This window comes from Arthrobacter sp. OAP107, from assembly GCF_040546765.1.
Taxonomy (GTDB): domain Bacteria; phylum Actinomycetota; class Actinomycetes; order Actinomycetales; family Micrococcaceae; genus Arthrobacter.
Genome location: NZ_JBEPOK010000001.1, coordinates 4,774,974 through 4,791,109, shown reverse-complemented (window position 1 = coordinate 4,791,109; position 16,136 = coordinate 4,774,974). Strand labels below are relative to the sequence as shown.

The 16,136-nt window shown below is 67.5% G+C and carries 15 protein-coding genes and 1 pseudogene; 12 read left to right on the top strand and 4 right to left on the bottom strand.

The features are described 5' to 3' along the window. Positions 1-75: 75 nt before the first annotated feature. The 4 genes from ABIE00_RS22030 to ABIE00_RS22015 all read left to right on the top strand — a co-directional run bounded on the left by ABIE00_RS22030 (position 76) and on the right by ABIE00_RS22015 (position 3,860). Positions 76-1,800 carry an ATP-binding protein gene (locus ABIE00_RS22030; protein ID WP_354262751.1) on the top strand — a complete coding sequence of 575 codons (1,725 nt, stop codon included), beginning with the start codon at positions 76-78 and terminating at the stop codon, positions 1,798-1,800. 19 nt (positions 1,801-1,819) lie between these two features. Then, positions 1,820-2,638 carry an HAD family hydrolase gene (locus ABIE00_RS22025; RefSeq protein WP_354262750.1) on the top strand — a complete coding sequence of 273 codons (819 nt, stop codon included), beginning with the start codon at positions 1,820-1,822 and terminating at the stop codon, positions 2,636-2,638. 107 nt (positions 2,639-2,745) lie between these two features. Beyond that, positions 2,746-2,988, top strand: a complete 243-nt coding sequence (locus ABIE00_RS22020; protein ID WP_354262749.1) for a hypothetical protein — start codon at positions 2,746-2,748, stop codon at positions 2,986-2,988. Between the two features lie 23 nt (positions 2,989-3,011). Continuing rightward, positions 3,012-3,860, top strand: a complete 849-nt coding sequence (locus ABIE00_RS22015; protein ID WP_502914256.1) for a glycerophosphodiester phosphodiesterase family protein — start codon at positions 3,012-3,014, stop codon at positions 3,858-3,860. A gap of 59 nt (positions 3,861-3,919) precedes the next feature. Here ABIE00_RS22015 and ABIE00_RS22010 read toward each other — a convergent pair whose 3' ends face one another. Further along, a complete protein-coding gene (locus tag ABIE00_RS22010) occupies positions 3,920-4,348 on the bottom strand; it encodes a hypothetical protein (RefSeq protein WP_354262748.1) in 429 nt (142 codons plus the stop codon). Between the two features lie 213 nt (positions 4,349-4,561). Here ABIE00_RS22010 and ABIE00_RS22005 point away from each other — a divergent pair, with 213 nt between their 5' ends. The 3 genes from ABIE00_RS22005 (at position 4,562) to ABIE00_RS21995 (ending at position 7,902) form a co-directional block, all read left to right on the top strand. Further along, entirely contained in the window at positions 4,562-4,786 is a 225-nt protein-coding gene (locus ABIE00_RS22005) for a DUF6480 family protein (RefSeq protein ID WP_331570949.1), read from the top strand. A gap of 43 nt (positions 4,787-4,829) precedes the next feature. Next, complete coding sequence (locus ABIE00_RS22000; protein ID WP_354262747.1) at positions 4,830-6,704, top strand: thiamine pyrophosphate-requiring protein; 1,875 nt, start codon at positions 4,830-4,832, stop codon at positions 6,702-6,704. Between the two features lie 73 nt (positions 6,705-6,777). Next, positions 6,778-7,902, top strand: a complete 1,125-nt coding sequence (locus tag ABIE00_RS21995; protein ID WP_354262746.1) for a glycerate kinase — start codon at positions 6,778-6,780, stop codon at positions 7,900-7,902. A gap of 2 nt (positions 7,903-7,904) precedes the next feature. Here the strand turns inward: ABIE00_RS21995 and ABIE00_RS21990 are convergent, their stop codons facing one another. After that, positions 7,905-8,402 carry a DUF6328 family protein gene (locus tag ABIE00_RS21990; RefSeq protein ID WP_354262745.1) on the bottom strand — a complete coding sequence of 166 codons (498 nt, stop codon included), beginning with the start codon at positions 8,400-8,402 and terminating at the stop codon, positions 7,905-7,907. 176 nt (positions 8,403-8,578) lie between these two features. Here ABIE00_RS21990 and ABIE00_RS21985 point away from each other — a divergent pair, with 176 nt between their 5' ends. Both ABIE00_RS21985 and ABIE00_RS21980 read left to right on the top strand, forming a co-directional pair. Further along, the gene (locus ABIE00_RS21985) at positions 8,579-9,478 is read left to right on the top strand and encodes an SDR family oxidoreductase (protein ID WP_354262744.1); all 900 of its coding nucleotides are present in this window, start codon (positions 8,579-8,581) and stop codon (positions 9,476-9,478) included. Between the two features lie 63 nt (positions 9,479-9,541). Then, positions 9,542-10,108 (top strand): hypothetical protein, encoded by a 567-nt coding sequence (locus ABIE00_RS21980; RefSeq protein WP_354262743.1) that lies wholly within the window; start codon positions 9,542-9,544, stop codon positions 10,106-10,108. A 38-nt stretch (positions 10,109-10,146) separates the two neighbouring features. Here ABIE00_RS21980 and ABIE00_RS21975 read toward each other — a convergent pair whose 3' ends face one another. Next, positions 10,147-11,499: a uracil-xanthine permease family protein gene (locus tag ABIE00_RS21975; RefSeq protein ID WP_354262742.1), complete on the bottom strand. Its 1,353-nt coding sequence runs from the start codon at positions 11,497-11,499 to the stop codon at positions 10,147-10,149. Positions 11,500-11,769: 270 nt separating this feature from the next. Between ABIE00_RS21975 and ABIE00_RS21970 the strand changes: the two genes are divergently transcribed. Beyond that, a complete protein-coding gene (locus tag ABIE00_RS21970) occupies positions 11,770-12,375 on the top strand; it encodes a malonic semialdehyde reductase (protein WP_354262741.1) in 606 nt (201 codons plus the stop codon). A 264-nt stretch (positions 12,376-12,639) separates the two neighbouring features. On the opposite strand, the pseudogene pgm reads toward ABIE00_RS21970, so the two are convergent. Continuing rightward, a pseudogene (gene pgm / locus ABIE00_RS21965) lies at positions 12,640-14,302 on the bottom strand (phosphoglucomutase (alpha-D-glucose-1,6-bisphosphate-dependent)). Positions 14,303-14,704: 402 nt separating this feature from the next. Between pgm and ABIE00_RS21960 the strand changes: the two are divergent. After that, entirely contained in the window at positions 14,705-15,553 is an 849-nt protein-coding gene (locus tag ABIE00_RS21960) for an NERD domain-containing protein (protein WP_354262740.1), read from the top strand. 71 nt (positions 15,554-15,624) lie between these two features. Beyond that, a complete protein-coding gene (locus ABIE00_RS21955; protein WP_354262739.1) occupies positions 15,625-16,134 on the top strand; it encodes a DUF4190 domain-containing protein in 510 nt (169 codons plus the stop codon). Positions 16,135-16,136 lie beyond the last annotated feature (2 nt).

The following is a 16,136-nucleotide window of genomic DNA, read 5'->3' as shown; positions in this document are numbered from 1 at the left end:
GGCATTAGGCTGTGACCAGTGCCCTTCAAGCAGTTGGAGGAACGTACTTCATTCTGCTCCGGGGGGAAGAGACTGATGAGCCTTGAAAGCGAAACGGGTGCCCAGCCGGAACGACGGCCCGGCGGCGGCTCCCGCTCCGACGTGGCGGACAAGGTGGACGCGCACTATCACGGCCTTGGAGAACGCGGCCGCGTCATAGTCCGGCAGCTGCCCCTCTCCGTCACGGTGCTGCTGGTGGTTGCCGCAGCCGCGGTCTTTCACCCGGAGACGCTGGCCGACTCACGCTTCCGGCTCGCGTTGCTGGCGCATACGGTGCTATTCGTCCTCAGCGTGGCCGTGCCCTGGGGCCGGCTACGTGTGGGGGCGTACGCCTTGATTCCGGCGCTGGACTGCGTGGCCATCGGTTTCACGCGGGAGGCAGGCGGTCCCAACTTCAGCGTCTTGAGCCTCCTGCTGGTCTTTCCGGTGGTCTGGCTGTCCGTCGACCGCAACCGGGCCGGCGTCGTTCTCGCCGTGTCCGCAACCGTCCTCAGCACAGTGCTGCCCGCGGCGGCCTTGGGCACACCGCCAACACAAGGGTCGATGATCCGGACGATCTTCCTGCCGCTTGTCATGGCCGCCATCGCAGTGACGGCGCACGTGGTGGCTGGCACGCTCTACCGCCGGCGCGAGACCCTGATCAGGAAGGACGAGGCGCTCGCGGAAACAGCCGCCGAGAGCGTCCGACGGCAGCAACTCCTGGACGCAGTGCTTTCCACTGTCAACGTGGGGGTCTGGGTCGTGGACCAGGACGGACGGGACGTGCTGACCAACAAGGCGCTTCGCACCGACGCGGCGCTGTCCGGACCCGCCCCGTCCGCCAGCCCGCCGCGGCTGTTCGAGGCAGACAGTACCACTCCGGTGCCGCCGGAGCGCTTCCCGACGGCGCGAGCCGCCGCCGGGGAGACGTTCACCGATGCGCTGTACTGGGCCAGTGAAAGCAAGGCCAGTGAAAGCAAGACCGGTGAAAGCAAGGCCGGAGAGGGCGAGGACATGCGCGCGTACTCCGTCACGGCCCGCACCATGAGTTCCATGAACGGAAACCGTTCGGGTGCGGTGGTCACCTTCGCCGAAGTGACAGCACTGATCCGTGCCCTGTCAGCCAAGGACAACTTCGTCGCCACAGTGTCCCACGAGCTCCGCACCCCGCTGACGTCCATCCTCGGCTACCTCGAACTGGTACTGGACGAACCCGGCCACGAGGATATCGAAAGCGAGCTAAAGATAGTGCAGCGCAATGCCACTCATCTGCTGCGCCTCGTGAACGATCTGATCGCCGTTGCCTCCGAGCGGGTGGAACTGAGCCTGCAGGAGACCGACGTGGCAAGCCTGCTGGCCGGAGTGGTTTCGTCCTCCCGCAACCACGCCAGCGGCAGCGGTGTGGAACTGGTGCTCGACGTCGAGGAGCCGCTGACCGCCCGCGTCGATCCCGAACGGATAAGCCAGGTGTTCGGCAATCTGGTGTCCAACGCGATCAAGTTCTCCCCGGACGGGGGAAAGGTCATCGCCCGCGCCCACCGGGCGAACAGCCACGTGGTCTGTTCCATTGCGGACACCGGCATCGGCATGGACGGCCAGGAGCAGGAGCAGGCGTTCACGAAGTTCTTCCGGTCCGCCCGCTCGCGTGAGACGGCCATCCCGGGTGCCGGCCTGGGGCTGCCGATCAGCAAGACCATTGTCGAGGGCCACGGCGGTTCCATCAGCCTGCACAGCGAGCCGGGCAAGGGGACCACCGTGACCGTGAGTCTCCCCGTCTCCTGACCCCACGTAAACTGGCAGCATGCGGTTGGTAGCGAGTGACATAGACGGAACGATCCTTGGGCACGACGGAAAAATCAGTGACCGCACCGTCCGTGCCTTCCACGCCTGCCGGAGTGCCGGCGTCGAACTTGTCTTTGTCACCGGCCGCCCGCCGCGCTGGCTGCACCCGCTCGAGGAGCAACTGGGCCACACGGGTACGGTGATCTGTTCGAACGGTGCCGTGGTGTGGGACCTTGAGGCGGACAAGGTGGTCTCGGCGCAAACCATGGCCATCGACGACATTTTCGAGATCCGCCGCATCATCAAGAAGCTCCGCCCCACGGCCCTTTTCGCCGCCGAGACCCTGACCGGCTTTCACCTCGAGCCCGGCTTTATCGAGAACGGCTCAAGCGAGCTGCTCTCCGAATTCACGCCCGCCCCGCTGGACTCGACGCTCACCGCGGAAGACGCCGTCGTCAAGTTCCTGGCGATTGTCCGCGAAGGCACGGCCGACGAGTTCCTCGCGGAGGTGGGCCCCGCCGTCGGGAACCTCGCCTCGGTGACGCACTCCGCACCCACGGTCGCCATGCTTGAGCTCGCCGTTCCGGGAATCAACAAGGCCGTCACGCTGGCCGACTACGCCGCCTCGCTGGGGATCGATGCCGCGGACGTCGTGGCGTTCGGCGACATGCCCAACGACATCGAGATGCTCCGCTGGGCCGGCCACGGCTACGCGATGGCCAGCGGGCACCCCGAAGCCATCCGCGCCGCCGGCCAGCAGGCGCCGCACTTTGACGACGACGGCGTAGCCCAAATTCTCGAGGAAAAGCTCGCCGCGCTGGGCCTTCAGCTGCCGTAAGGCTGGCGTCGCCCGCCTGCCACCGAATTCCCGGCTGGCGGCCAACTTGCGTTCATGTCCGCACCATAGGGTGTGACCTGTTGGGTGAGTGACCGATAGGGGACATCGTGGCCAGGAAAAAGACCAAAAATGCTGTCGAGGCTCCGCTGCGCCCCGTGGAACCGGGCCCGCACTGGTCGGAACTGCGCGAGGGGGACCGGGTCAGCGTCCGGCTGGTGCCGGGATTTGAAACCGGCGGCCGCGTCTCGGCCGTTACGCCGGACCGCACCGTGGTGTGGGTGGATCTCGACGGCGGCCGTGGCCGCACGCTGCTGCACTGCAGCGACGGCGTGGAGATCCTGCCCGCCTGAGGGTACTCCGTTAAGCTTCGGGGATGACGGGAACCCTTCCTTACTTCGCTGCTCTGGGCCCTGAACCCGGGACTGCTTCGCGGTCTGATTCCGGGCCCGGGCTGGGCAGGCCCGTGGCCATGGCCCACCGCGGGTTCTCGCTGGCCGGTCTGGAGAACACTTTGGCGGCGTTCCGCGCCGCCGTCGAACTCGGCTGCTCCCACCTGGAGACGGACGTCCACACCACGTCCGACGGCGAGCTCTTTCTGTTCCATGACCGCACCCTGGACCGGGTCACCGACGGCCACGGCAGGATCCATGACCTCACCGCGGACGAGGTGCGGCGGGTACGGATCGGCGGGACGGAGCCCGTGCCCACCTTCGACGAGCTCGTGGCGGCTTTTCCGCAGGCGCGGTTCAACCTCGACGTCAAAGACTGGCACTCCGTGCCCAGCGTCGTGGCTGCGATCGAGCGCCATAGCGTCCATGACCGCGTGCTGATCGCCAGTTTCTCCGACCGCCGGCGCCGCGCGGTCCTGAAGCAGCTCAGCCGCAGGACCGCATCCTCGGCGGGGACTATGGCGAACGCCCTGTTCCTGGTGCTGGGGCCGCTGCTGTCCGCGCCCGTGCTGGGGGCCCCGGCGAGGGCCGCGCTGCGCCGGGCACTGCGCGACGTCGATGCCCTGCAGGTTCCGGTCCGCTACCGGGCCATGCCCGTCGTCACGGCGGGATTTGTGCGCCGGGCGCATCGGCTCGGGCTCTATGTGCACGTCTGGACCATCAACGACCCCGCCGAGATGCACCGGCTGCTCGATCTCGGCGTGGACGGGATCGTCTCCGACCGCGCCGACCTGCTGAAGGACATCCTGCAGGCGCGCGGGCAATGGGCTTAGCGAGGCTGTGGGGTTAGCGCGGCTGAGGGGTTAGCGGCTACCTGGCGTCCGCCCGGAACCTAGCCGCGTCCCAGGCCCGTGCCCGGGTCCTGGTCCCCTTCGGAAGGGTCTGCCCGCATTTCTTCCGGATCCGGATCGGGGAGACCTGCCGGGCCGGGGACGCCGCGCGCTGCTTCCGGGGCGTCCGTGGTGCCTTCCTTGCTTGCGGAGCCGGACGTGCCCTGGGCGCTGCCCGGTCCGGCAGACGCCTGGCCGCCGCCCGCCCCGGTGCCCGTGCCCTCCGGGGTGGAAGTCGTGTGGACGCCTGCCCGCGGGCCGGCGTCGCCATCCCTCGCGTTGGAGCCCTCGCTGATGGAGGAGTGCACCTGGATGTCCTCCTCGGATGCTCCGGGCTCAGGCGTGTGGGCGTCATCCGTGGGGTCAGACGTCTGCGCCAGGTCCTCCATCGCGTTTTCCGCTGCCTTGCCAATGCTGTCGCCGATTCCCATCAGTTTGCTCCTTCGATACGTTCCGGCGCCGGGCCGGACTCTGCGGCATCTGACTGTTCCAGAATTATCAGCATGCTTACAATTAGTCCAGTGTTGCCGGACCGGTCCGGAGTTGCCGGATGGGGTCCAGGGTTGCCAGACCACGGCGGCACGAGTCCGTTACCGAAGTCCGCCGCCGCGCCGGCGGCCTGAATCAAGGAGGACCGCAGGACCATGAGCAGCTACCACCCCGAAAATGACCCGGCCAACCCGGACCGGGACGCCGCCAACAGCCGGGACGCCGCAAACAAAAATGCCGGCGGAGACTCGGCGGCCACGCCCAACCCCGACCCCTTGAACGGCAACGTCACGGGACTCGAACCCGGCGGGGGAGTACCTCCGGGTGAGACGCCGCCCGCCGAAGACCAGATGAGCGGTGACCAGGGGCACGACGAATAAGCGGAACGACAAACAGCGGCACGACAATCAGAAGGAGTGTGCGATGGCTGACCGGCTGGTTGCCGACGTAATGGTGGAACGCCTCAGGGCCTGGGGCGTCGACAGGGTCTTCGGCTACAGCGGGGACGGCATCAACGGCTTTATGGGCGCCCTCCGCCGCAGCACTCAGGGCAGCAGCGCCGCGGGCCACGGCAGCGAGGGCCGCAGCGCCGGCGTTGAATTCGTCCAGGCGCGGCACGAGGAAACGGCTGCGTTCATGGCCGTCGGGCACGCCAAATACACAGGCCGGGTGGGTGTGGTGACGTCCACCCAGGGGCCGGGCGCCGTCCACCTCCTCAACGGCCTCTACGACGCCAAACTGGACGGCGCCCCGGTGGTGGCCATCATCGGCCAGCAGAGCCGCAGCGTACTGGGGTCGTCCTACATGCAGGAAATCGATCTGCTCACGCTCTTCAAGGACGTGGCGGCGCAGTTCGCGCAGATGGTCAGCGCCCCGGAGCAGCTTCCCATGGTGCTGGACCGCGCCTTCCGCACGGCCCTCGAAACCCGCACGCCGTGCGTCGTCATTGTGCCGCACGACATCCAGAAGGCCCCGGCGCCCGAGCTCGACCACCAGCACGGCATCATTGTCACCTCGCCCGAATGGCGGCCCGCCCGGGTGCTGCCCCACGATGACGACCTCACCAGGGCGGCTGCGGTGCTGCGGGCCGGCAGCAAGGTGGCGTTCCTGGTGGGGCAGGGCGCCAAGAACGCCCAGGCTGAGGTGAACGCCCTGGCGCACCGGCTGGATGCCGGCATCACCACCAGCCTCCTGGGTAAGCCGTACATGGACGAGACGCTGCCGTTCGCTGCGGGCACCATGGGTCACCTCGGGTCCACGGCCAGCGCCCATCTGATGGGGAACTGCGACACCCTCCTGATCATCGGCTCCAATGACCCCTGGACCGAGTTCTATCCGAAACCAGGCGCTGCCCGCGCTGTCCAGGTGGACATCGATGGCCGGAAGGTCGGCAACCGCTACCCCGTCGAGGTGGGCCTCGTGGGCGATGCCGCCGAAACCCTTGCCAGGCTCGCGGAGCTGCTGAACGGCGCTGACCGGCAGCCGGGCGGGCAACCAGATGGCCAGCAGCAGGCAGAGGCCCGCAAGCAGTGGCGCGCGGACGTGGAGGAGCAGGTCCGCAGCTGGCGGGCCCTCTCCGAGGAGCGCTCCCGCGTCCCGGCCGGACCCGTCAATCCGGAGCTCGTGGTCCGTGAGCTCAGCGGCCGGCTGCCGCGCAACGCCCAGGTGAGTGTCGACGTCGGGAGTTGCGTTTACTGGTATGCCCGCCAGCTGACCCTTCCGGCTGGAGTGCCGGCGCACCTTTCCGGGACGCTCGCCAGCATGGGGTGCTCGGTCCCGTACGGGATCGCGGCGAAGCTGGCCCGGCCGGACAGGCCCGTGGTGGCGTTGGCCGGCGACGGTGCCATGCAGATGGCCGGCATCGCCGAGCTGGTCACGGTGGCACACCGCTGGCGGCAGTGGTCCGACCCGCGCTTCGTGGTGTGCGTCTTCAACAACCGCGATCTGGCCGAAGTCACGTGGGAGCAGCGCGAAACCGAATCCGAGCCGAGGTTCCCGGACAGCCAGGAAATCCCTGACTTTCCCTACGCCGGATATGCGGAGCTGCTGGGGCTGACCGGCATCCGCGTGGACGCTCCCGAGCAGCTCGCCGGCGCGTGGGACAGCGCGCTCGCGGCGGAGCGCCCGGTGGTGATCGAGGTCCTGACTGATCCGGACGTGCCCCTGTTGCCGCCGTTCCCCGCCGGGGCGGAAAAGCTGGACGGCATGCGCTCGGCGCTCTCCGAAGAGGGTGAATCCGGGGAGGGTGCGGCAGCCCTGCTGGACACCTATGCAGGCCAGGAGGAGTCCCGCAACTGACAGCACGCGCTGTGTGACTCGCATTACGCGGCCGGCAAGCGCATTCCCGCGCCGGAATGGCAGGATAGGGACTATGCGTATCCTCATCGCCCCTGACAAGTTCAAGGGATCACTCACCGCCGTCGAAGCCGCCGCCGCCATCGCCGAAGGTGCACTCCGCGTCTACCCGGACGCCGTGACCACCCAGTTCCCGGTGGCCGACGGCGGCGAGGGGACCTTGGAAGCTGCCGTCGCCGCCGGCTATGAGGAGCGGATCAACGCCGTCGTTGGTCCCATCCTGGCCCCGATCGGGGCGGCCTGGGCGCTCCACAAGGACGTTTCAGGCACCACAACAGCGGTCATCGAGACCGCGCAGGCCTCGGGCCTTGCCCACATGGAGCCCACGCCGGAGAACTCTCTTCGCGCGCACAGTTACGGTTGCGGCCAACTCATTGCCGCCGCCCTGGACGCCGGTGCGACCGAGATCGTGCTGGGGGTCGGCGGTTCGGCCATGACCGACGCCGGCAGCGGCGCCCTGCGCGCGCTGGGCCTCAAGCCGCTCGACGCCGCCGGCAATGTGGTGCCGCTGGGCGGCGGGTCACTGGCCGACGTCGTTTCCCTGGACGTCTCCGGGCTGGACCCTCGGCTGTCCGCGGTCCAGTTCCGGATCGCCTGCGACGTCCAGAGCCCGCTCTACGGCACCGCCGGTGCCGCGCATGTCTTTGGCCGCCAGAAGGGTGCAGACGACGACGCGGTTGAGAAGCTCGACGCCGGGCTGCGCAACTGGGCGTCCCTCCTCCGGGAAGCGACGGGCCGGGACGTCAACGTCCCGGGCGCCGGCGCCGCCGGCGGCTTCCCGGCGTCGTTCCTGGCCTTCACCCAGGCCACGCTGGAAGGTGGCTTCGCGCTGGTTGCCGCGCTGACGGGGCTGGCCGAGAAACTTGCCGACGCCGACCTCGTGATCACCGGCGAGGGTTCCATGGACTCCCAGTCGCTCACCGGAAAGGCCCCGATCGCGCTCGCCGAGGCCGCCCGGGAGCGCGGGATTCCCGTGGTCGCGGTGGCAGGGCGCATCCTGGTGACGCCCGAGGAACTGGCCGAACACGGCGTGGTGGCTGCGGCGCAGCTGCTGGACGTTGCCCCCAGCCCGCAGGACGCAATCTCCGACGCCGGCAAATACCTTGCGTGGGCCACACGCCAGGTGCTTGAAGGCGCCTGACGCTACTGCTCCGCCTTCTTGGCCTTCCGGTGGAGATGAACGGGAACATAGGCCAGGAGGATGGCCAGCACGGCGAAGAGAACGCCGCCGGCGATGAGGCCCACGGTACGCCCGGCCGTAACGTCGAAAACCAGCGCCGCGGTCCCCACGCTCAGGGCCGCCACTCCGCCGAGGGCGATCTTGGTGATGTTGTCCGCGCTGGCCACGAGGGTGGCCTTGAGCCGCTTCCGGAACAGCCGGCGGTGGACGCTCACCGGCAGAAGGATGAACGCCGTGGTCAGGGCGGCGAGGGTTACGTTGACGAGGTAGAGCGTGACCTGGAAATCATCGAGCGTTTCAAAGCGCTGCTGGAACGGCAACGTCAGCAGGAAGCCGGCCAGGATCTGGACTCCGGTCTGCAGGACGCGCAGCTCCTGGATCAGCTCCATCCAGTTTCGGTCCAGCTGCTCCTCTCGGGTTTCGTTCCTGCCGCTGCCAGCCCAGGTGTCCGGATCGGTCATGAACCCTCCTCTGTCTGGCCCGCTGCGGGCATGCTTGCTCCAAACCTAGGCTCAAGTCTGGCCTAATTCAATAATGCTAAGCTTGCTGACTAATGTTGCAGCAGGTGGTGGACTTGCTCCTCAAACCTGCGTTAGGTTCGAACAACCGGCAGCCCGACAATGTGAGCAGGTGGACAATGAGCGACCCAGCAAAGCAGTCTGACCAGCCCGGTGACCCCCGGGGGACGTACTATTCAGGGCCCTTTCCCAAGCAAGAACAGAAGCAGCCAGGCCTGACCGCGCCGATGGATCCGCAGCCGGACCACGGCGAGCTGAGCTATGAGGGCAGCGGGGCGCTGGAGGGCAAGGCGGCGCTCATCACAGGCGGCGACTCGGGCATCGGCAAGGCGGTGGCCATCGCCTTCGCGCGCGAGGGGGCCGACGTCGCCATTTCCTATCTTCCAGAGGAGGAGGACGACGCGCGGGACACCGCCGAATGGATCCGCAAGACCGGCCGGAGGGCACTGCTCCTGGCCGGGGACGGCAGGGACGAGGACTTCAGCACGGCGATAGTGCAGGACACCGTTACCGAGTTCGGCCGGCTCGATGTGGTGGTGCTCAACGCCGCCTACCAGAAGAACCGCGACAGCCTCGAGACCCTGCCCACCGAGGAATTCGACCGCGTCTTCAAGACCAACCTGTACTCGCTGCTGTGGACGGCCCGGGCAGCGGTGCCGCACCTGAATGCGGGTGCCTCGATCATCACCACGGCCTCCATCCAGGCCTTCAATCCGTCTCCCGGCCTCATTGACTACGCCATGACCAAGGCGGCGCAGGTGGCCTTCACCAAGGCCCTTGCCCAGGAACTCGGACCCAAGGGGATCCGGGTCAACGCCGTGGCGCCCGGGCCCATCTGGACGCCGCTCATCCCGGCCACCGAATGGCCGGACAAGCTGCCCAAGTTCGGTCAGGACACCCCGCTGCAGCGCGCCGGGCAGCCCGCCGAGCTGGCCCCCGCCTACGTACTGCTGGCGTCCGACGCCGGCTCGTACATCTCCGGGGCGGTGGTTCCCGTCACCGGCGGCAAGGGCCTTTGAGTTTCCCCGTTCCCAGCCAGAGATTTCCCAGCCAAGCAATTCCCCACCAAGCAGGAGGAACAGATGAGCCAGGACAACCAGCACGCAGCCCCCGAAGAGGAAGTGGGAGGCTACGGCACCCCGACCGCGGAACAGGAAGCCGGCGGCCAGCAGTTTGCCCAGCCGCGGGAAGAGGAGGACTTCGATGCCGCGGGCCTGAACCAGAACAGCCCGGAGGGTGAGACCTTCCAGACCGGCACACCGAACCTCAGCCACTTCGCCGAGGAGGACCAGGACAGCTCCGGCGAGCCCGGAGCGGGACGCTTCGGTGGAACCGACGAGCAGCTCCACGCCGAGAGCGACAGCACCGGGGCGGGCTTCGACCCGGTGCCGGGTGAGTCGCCGCTGCCCCGCGATCCGGACGCCTCGCCCGGGGCCGGCGCCGAGGACGGCGGCGGAATCGGGGATGACGCCACCACCAAGCCGTCCACCGAAGCCGAACCCGATGCAGGCAACGCCGACGACGCTGCCGCCGGCCGGTTTTCCTCGGAGCCTGCGGAGGAGGCATCGGGCATTCCTGACGGCAGCGGGAACGACCTGCCGAAGGAAAAGTCACCCAACGACGACGACGAAACCTTCGACGCCGGGTAAGCCCGCACGGGCTGTTTTCGGAGGCAGCCCGGGAAGCGTCAGCGCTTCTTGGGCTGCCTCTTTGCTGCGGCGTTGATGGCGGCCTTGGCGGCCGGCGGCAGGCCCTGCTGCTCAGTCTCGGGCTCGGCAGCGGTACCGCGCGCCTTCGCGATGGCCCGCATGCCGTGGTAGATCACCAGGGCTGCGGCGGACCCGAGCGCGATGCCCGTGAACTTCAGGTCCCCTACGATCCAGGTGTAGTCCGCGATCCCGATGATGAGGGAAACGGCGGCCGTGGTCAGGTTGACCGGATTCGAAAAGTTGACCTTGTTCTGCACCCAGATCTTCACGCCAAGGATGCCGATCATGCCGTACAGCATGGTGGCGGCGCCGCCCAGCACGCCGGGCGGGACGGTGGCGATCAGTTCGCCGAACTTCGGGGAGAAGCTCAGCAGGATGGCGAAGATGCCGGCCACCCAGTAGGCAGCCGTGGAATAGACCTTGGTGGCTGCCATGACGCCGATGTTTTCCGCATAGGTGGTGGTGCCGGAGCCGCCGCCGAAACCGGCGAGCACCGTGGCGGCACCGTCGGCCAGCAGGGGACGGCCGGAGACGCCGTCGAGGTTCTGGCCGGTCATCGCGGACACGGACTTCACATGGCCGATGTTCTCTGCAACAAGGACGAGTACCACCGGCACGAAGAGGCCCACCACGCCGAGGTGAAACTCGGGGGTCTGGAAGTGGGGGAGGCCCACCCAGGCGGCGGCGTCCATCTTGGAGTAGTCCACTTCGCCCCGGAGCATGGCCACAAGGTAGCCCACCACCACGCCCACCAGGATGCTCAGGCGGCCAAAGATGCCGCGGAACAGGACGCTCACCGCGATGATGGTCACCAGCGTGATCAGTGCCGTCACGGGGGCGGCGTCAAAGTTGTTCTTGGCGGCCGGTGCCAGGTTCAGCCCAATCAGGGCCACGATGGCGCCGGTGACAATCGGCGGCATCAGCCGGTTGATCCAGCCGGCGCCGAACTTCTGCACGACGGCACCGACGACGGCCAGTGCAGCGCCGGCCAGCACCACGCCGCCAAGCGCACCGGGGATCCCGAACTGCTGCTGGGACGCCAGGATGGGCGCGATGAACGCGAAGCTCGAGCCAAGGTAGCTGGGAACGCGGCCCTGGGTGATCACGAGGAACAGGAGCGTGCCGATGCCGGAGAAGAAAAGGGTGGTGGCCGGCGGCATTCCGGTGATGATCGGCACCAGGAAGGTAGCACCGAACATGGCCACAACATGCTGCATTCCCACACCGATGGTCAGTGGCCACGCGAGCCGTTCGCCGGGAGCCACCACCTCGCCCGGACGGACTGCCTTGCCGTTGCCGTGCAGCTTCCATTTGATTCCGAGCATGCTCATTGGCGGGGCCTTTCGGAGGGGAGTGTGCCCGCTCGCCGGGCTGGATCTTCAGGAGCAAGAATACCCCGCCGGACCCGGGCGCGAGATGGCTTCCTGCGGCAGCCTGCACGGCAATGTTCAGCAAGCGAGGGGGTGCGTGTGTCAAACGTCACGCCACCTGTTTGGCGGTTCCGGGAAGAGCGTGCAGCCGGATCCGGTTGGACCGAACGAAAGCAAACAGGACTGCCCGACGCCGCCCGCAGGGATGTCGGCCTAGTGAAAGGGGCCCGAATGACCATCGCCCATGAAGAAGCAGTGATCGATTCCGCCGCCGTGGACGCCATCTTCGCCGAAGCCCGCACCGCCAACGCCTTCACCGGCGAGGTCAGCGAGCAGCAGGCCCGCGCCATCTACGAACTCACCAAGTTCGGCCCCACGGCCTTCAACTCCCAGCCGCTGCGCGTCACCTACGTGCGCTCGGAGGAGGCCCGCGCCAAGCTCGTGCCCACGCTGTCCAGCGGGAACCGGGCCAAGACGGCGTCTGCACCGCTGGTAGCGATCCTCAGCTACGACACGGCCTGGCAGGAGCAGTGGGACAACTTCCTCCCCGGCTACAACGCCCCCAAGGCCATGTACGACGCCTCCCCGGACCTGGCCACCTCCACGGGCAACAACAACGCCCACCTGCAGGCCGGATACTTCATCCTGGCCGTCCGCTCGCTCGGCTTCGCCGCCGGACCGATGACCGGTGCGGACTTCGCCGCCATCGACGCCGAGTTCTTCCCGGCCGGCGACCAGAAGAGCTTCCTGGTGGTCAACATCGGCCAGCCCGGCCCCGAGGCCTGGGGTGACGCGAAGCCCAAGTTCGCTTACGAAGACGTGGTCCGCACGGTCTGATCGCCGCTTTGAGGGCCCGGGCTTAATAGCTCCGGACACGGAATGCCTCCGGCAATATGGGGGACATTCCGGAGGCATTCGGGACAGTATTTTTGCAGTTCAGAACTGCAAGGCATGCATCCGGGCCAATTCCAATATTAGTCCTGTTTGGACCTGTTGAGGTGCTCGGTCCTGGCGCAAGATGGGCCGGGGAGAGCAGCAGAAAGCGCCGGGTGGCTCTCAGCCATCCGGCGCTTTCTGGTTCCTGGCTAACCCAACAGAGTCCTAGGAAATGACCCCGTCCACCAGGGCCTTGGCTTCGGCCTGCACCTGCTTGAGGTGGTCGGCGCCCTTGAAGGATTCCGCATAGATCTTGTAGACGTCCTCGGTGCCGGAGGGGCGGGCGGCGAACCACGCGTTCTCGGTGACCACCTTCAGGCCCCCGATGGAGGCGCCGTTGCCCGGCGCCTTGGTCAGCTTCGCCGTGATGGTCTCGCCGGCAAGGTCGGTGGCGGTGACGTCCTCCGGGGAGAGCTTGCCGAGCGCAGCTTTCTGGTCCCGGGTGGCGGCGGCGTCGATCCGGGCGTAGACCGGAGCGCCGAACTGGTCTGTGAGGCCCTTGTAGAGCTGGGACGGCGACTTGCCCGTGACGGCGGTGATTTCCGAGGCCAGCAGCGCAAGCAGGATGCCGTCCTTGTCCGTGGTCCAGACGCTGCCGTCGCGCTTGTTGAAGGAAGCGCCAGCCGATTCCTCGCCGCCGAATGCACCTTCACCGGAGAGCAGGCCCGGCACGAACCACTTGAAGCCCACGGGGACCTCCACGAGCTTGCGGCCCAGGCCGTCCGCCACGCGGTCGATGATCGAGGAGGAGACGAGGGTCTTGCCCACAACGGAATTCGGGTTCCAGCCGCTGCGGTTGCGGTAGAGGTAGTCGATGGCCACGGCGAGGTAGTGGTTGGGGTTCATCAGGCCGCCGTCAGGGGTGACGATGCCGTGCCGGTCGGCGTCGGCGTCGTTCCCGGTGGCGACGTCGTAGGCGGCGGACCCGTCCGCACCAACAGCCATCCGGTTGATGAGCGAGGCCATGGCTGACGGCGAAGAGCAGTCCATCCGGATCTTCTCGTCCCAGTCGAGCGTCATGAAGGCCCACTGCGGGTCCACGGTGGGGTTGACCACGGTGAGGTTGAGCTGGTGGCGTTCGCCGATCTCGCCCCAGTAGTCCACGGACGCGCCACCCATGGGGTCGGCCCCGATGCGGACCCCGGCGTCGCGGATGGCGTCCAGGTTCAGGACGGAGGGCAGATCGTCCACGTAGCTGCTCAGGAAATCGAACTTTCCGGTGGTCTCGGCCTCGAGGGCCTGGGCCAGCGGAATCCGCTTCACGCCGCGGAGCCCGTTCTCCAGCAGTTCGTTGGCGCGGTTGGCGATCCAGCCCGTCGCGTCGGTGTCGGCCGGGCCGCCGTGCGGAGGGTTGTACTTGAAGCCGCCGTCGGCCGGCGGGTTGTGGCTGGGGGTGACAACAATGCCGTCGGCCTGCGGGGCTCCGGCAGGGGCGTGGCGGTTGTGCGTGAGGATGGCGTGGCTTAGTGCCGGGGTGGGGGTGTAGCCGTGCCGCGCGTCGATGAGGACGTTCACGCCGTTTGCCGCCAGCACCTCGAGGGCGGGAGTTCTGCGCCGGTTCGCTCAGTCCGTGGGTGTCCTTGGCCAGGAAGAGCGGGCCGGTGATGCCCTGTCCGGCGCGGTACTCCACGATCGCCTGCGTGATCGCCACGATATGCCCTTCGTTGAAGGACGCTTTCAGGCTTGATCCGCGGTGCCCGGAGGTTCCGAAGGCCACGCGCTGGCCGGGGTCCCCCAGGTCAGGCTTGACGTCGTAGTACGCGTCGAGCAGTGCGGTCAGGTCAACAAGGTCTTGGGGTTGGGCAACTGTGCCCGCTCGGCTAGCCATGGCACCAGCATGCCAGACGACGGCGAAGGGCAACACGAAGTGTCCGGAATCCGGCCCCTGTGACGCAGAATGTCACCATTTTTCCGCACTACTTGCATTTATCCGCGAGTAGAAAACTGAGTAGTGCCGAAAACTACTTATATACCCGCCCCTGACGAGGCTGTTACGTTCAAACGGCAGGAACGTCCGGTGCCATGTACGACGCCGGGCGTCCGGACCAGCGGAAACGTCCCGGAGCCTGTGGCTGAATTACAGCCGTGCCATCCGCCGTCGGGAAATTTCGGCCCCTTGGGGCCGGTAATTTGTCCGGCTTTTCTGCCGGGTCATTTACGGCAGGGAGATTTGGTCCGGTTGAAATGGGCCGGTCATTTGGACGACGAGCGAGTAATGCAGAGGTGAATAATGGGGGCTGGAGATGCGGCATTCGAACGGACGAGGCTCGCCTCCGAACGGATCGCGCGGCTGAAGCGTGATCTCGCCCCTCTTGAGCCGTCCGCCCCCGGGGGCGGTGGCCGCGCGGGCCAAGGCGGTTTGGCTGCTCCTGCCAGCGCCGACCACACGAGCCATCTCGTAGCCGAAAAGCTTGCCCAGCTGGCGCCTTACGGCTGGTTCCTCCTGCACGACGTCCATTGGCCCGGCCGTCCGCTGGCCCGGCTGGAACATGTCCTGGTGGGGCCCGGCGGTGTGGTGGTGGTCAATGCCAAGAACTGGTCCGGTGACGTCGACGTCGTGGATGGCGCGCTCCGGCAGAACGGTCATGACCGGTTCCCGGCCGTGGAGACTGCGCTGGCGCAGGCGGCAGCGGTGGCTGCGGTCCTGCCGGCACCGTGGCGGAGGCTGGTCCGGTCCCTGATCTGCCTGACGGCCCAGCCGGTATTGCAGGGCACCACCGGGTCGGGCATTGAGGTGCGGGGGATCGACTGCATGGCGGCCGCCGTGACCAACCTGCCGGATGTGCTGGATGCGCCCTCGGTCCTGTTGCTCTACACGCAGCTCGGGCAACTCCTCACCCGTCCGCAGGTGCCGGAGGCCGGCACCGTCCAGAACCCTGTGTACCGTTCGGCCACTGGCCGCCCGGCTACATCCCGCCCCGACCAGAGACGACCCATTCCACCGCATTACCTATACGGCCGGGAGCGGAGGCCGGTCACCGTGCTGCGCGTCGTCGGAAGGTCGCTCGTCGCGGGCCTGGTCTCCGCAGCACTGCTGGCGCCGCCCCTCTGGCTGATGTGGGAGCTGCTACCCAAGTGAGCAGGCTTCCCGAGCCATTGCCGTGGTGGCGGCGGTAATGTTCTGTTGAGGACCAATTGAGGGGGATTTCCATGACAGAGCCGCGTCACGGATCCGGCGATGAGCCGACACCGGACACCCACGACCAGCCACCGTCGTACAGCACCCAGGGCCCGGACATCCCGGCCCCGCCGCTCTACGATCCGCCGCTGTACAACCCGGCACAGTACAGCCAGCCGGCCAGCCCCTATGGACAGCAGTACGGCTACCAGTACGGCCAGCAATATTCGAGCCAGTACGGTCAGCAGTACCCCAGCCCTTACGGCCAGCCGTCGTACTACGGCGCGGCACCCCAGCCGAAGGGCCTGAGCATCGCCAGCCTGTGCTGCGGCATCGCCATCTACCTGGGCTTCGGTTTCTTCATCCTGCCGCAGCTCGCCGCCGTGATCCTGGGCCACCTGGCGCTGCGCCGTGAACCGTCGGGCCGCGGCTTCGCCATTGCCGGGCTGGTGATGGGGTACCTCGGCCTGGTCCTGACCGTCCTCGCGATCGTGGGGATCACCATCCTGGCGAGCGTCGCCGGCACCTCCGGCACCATCTGACC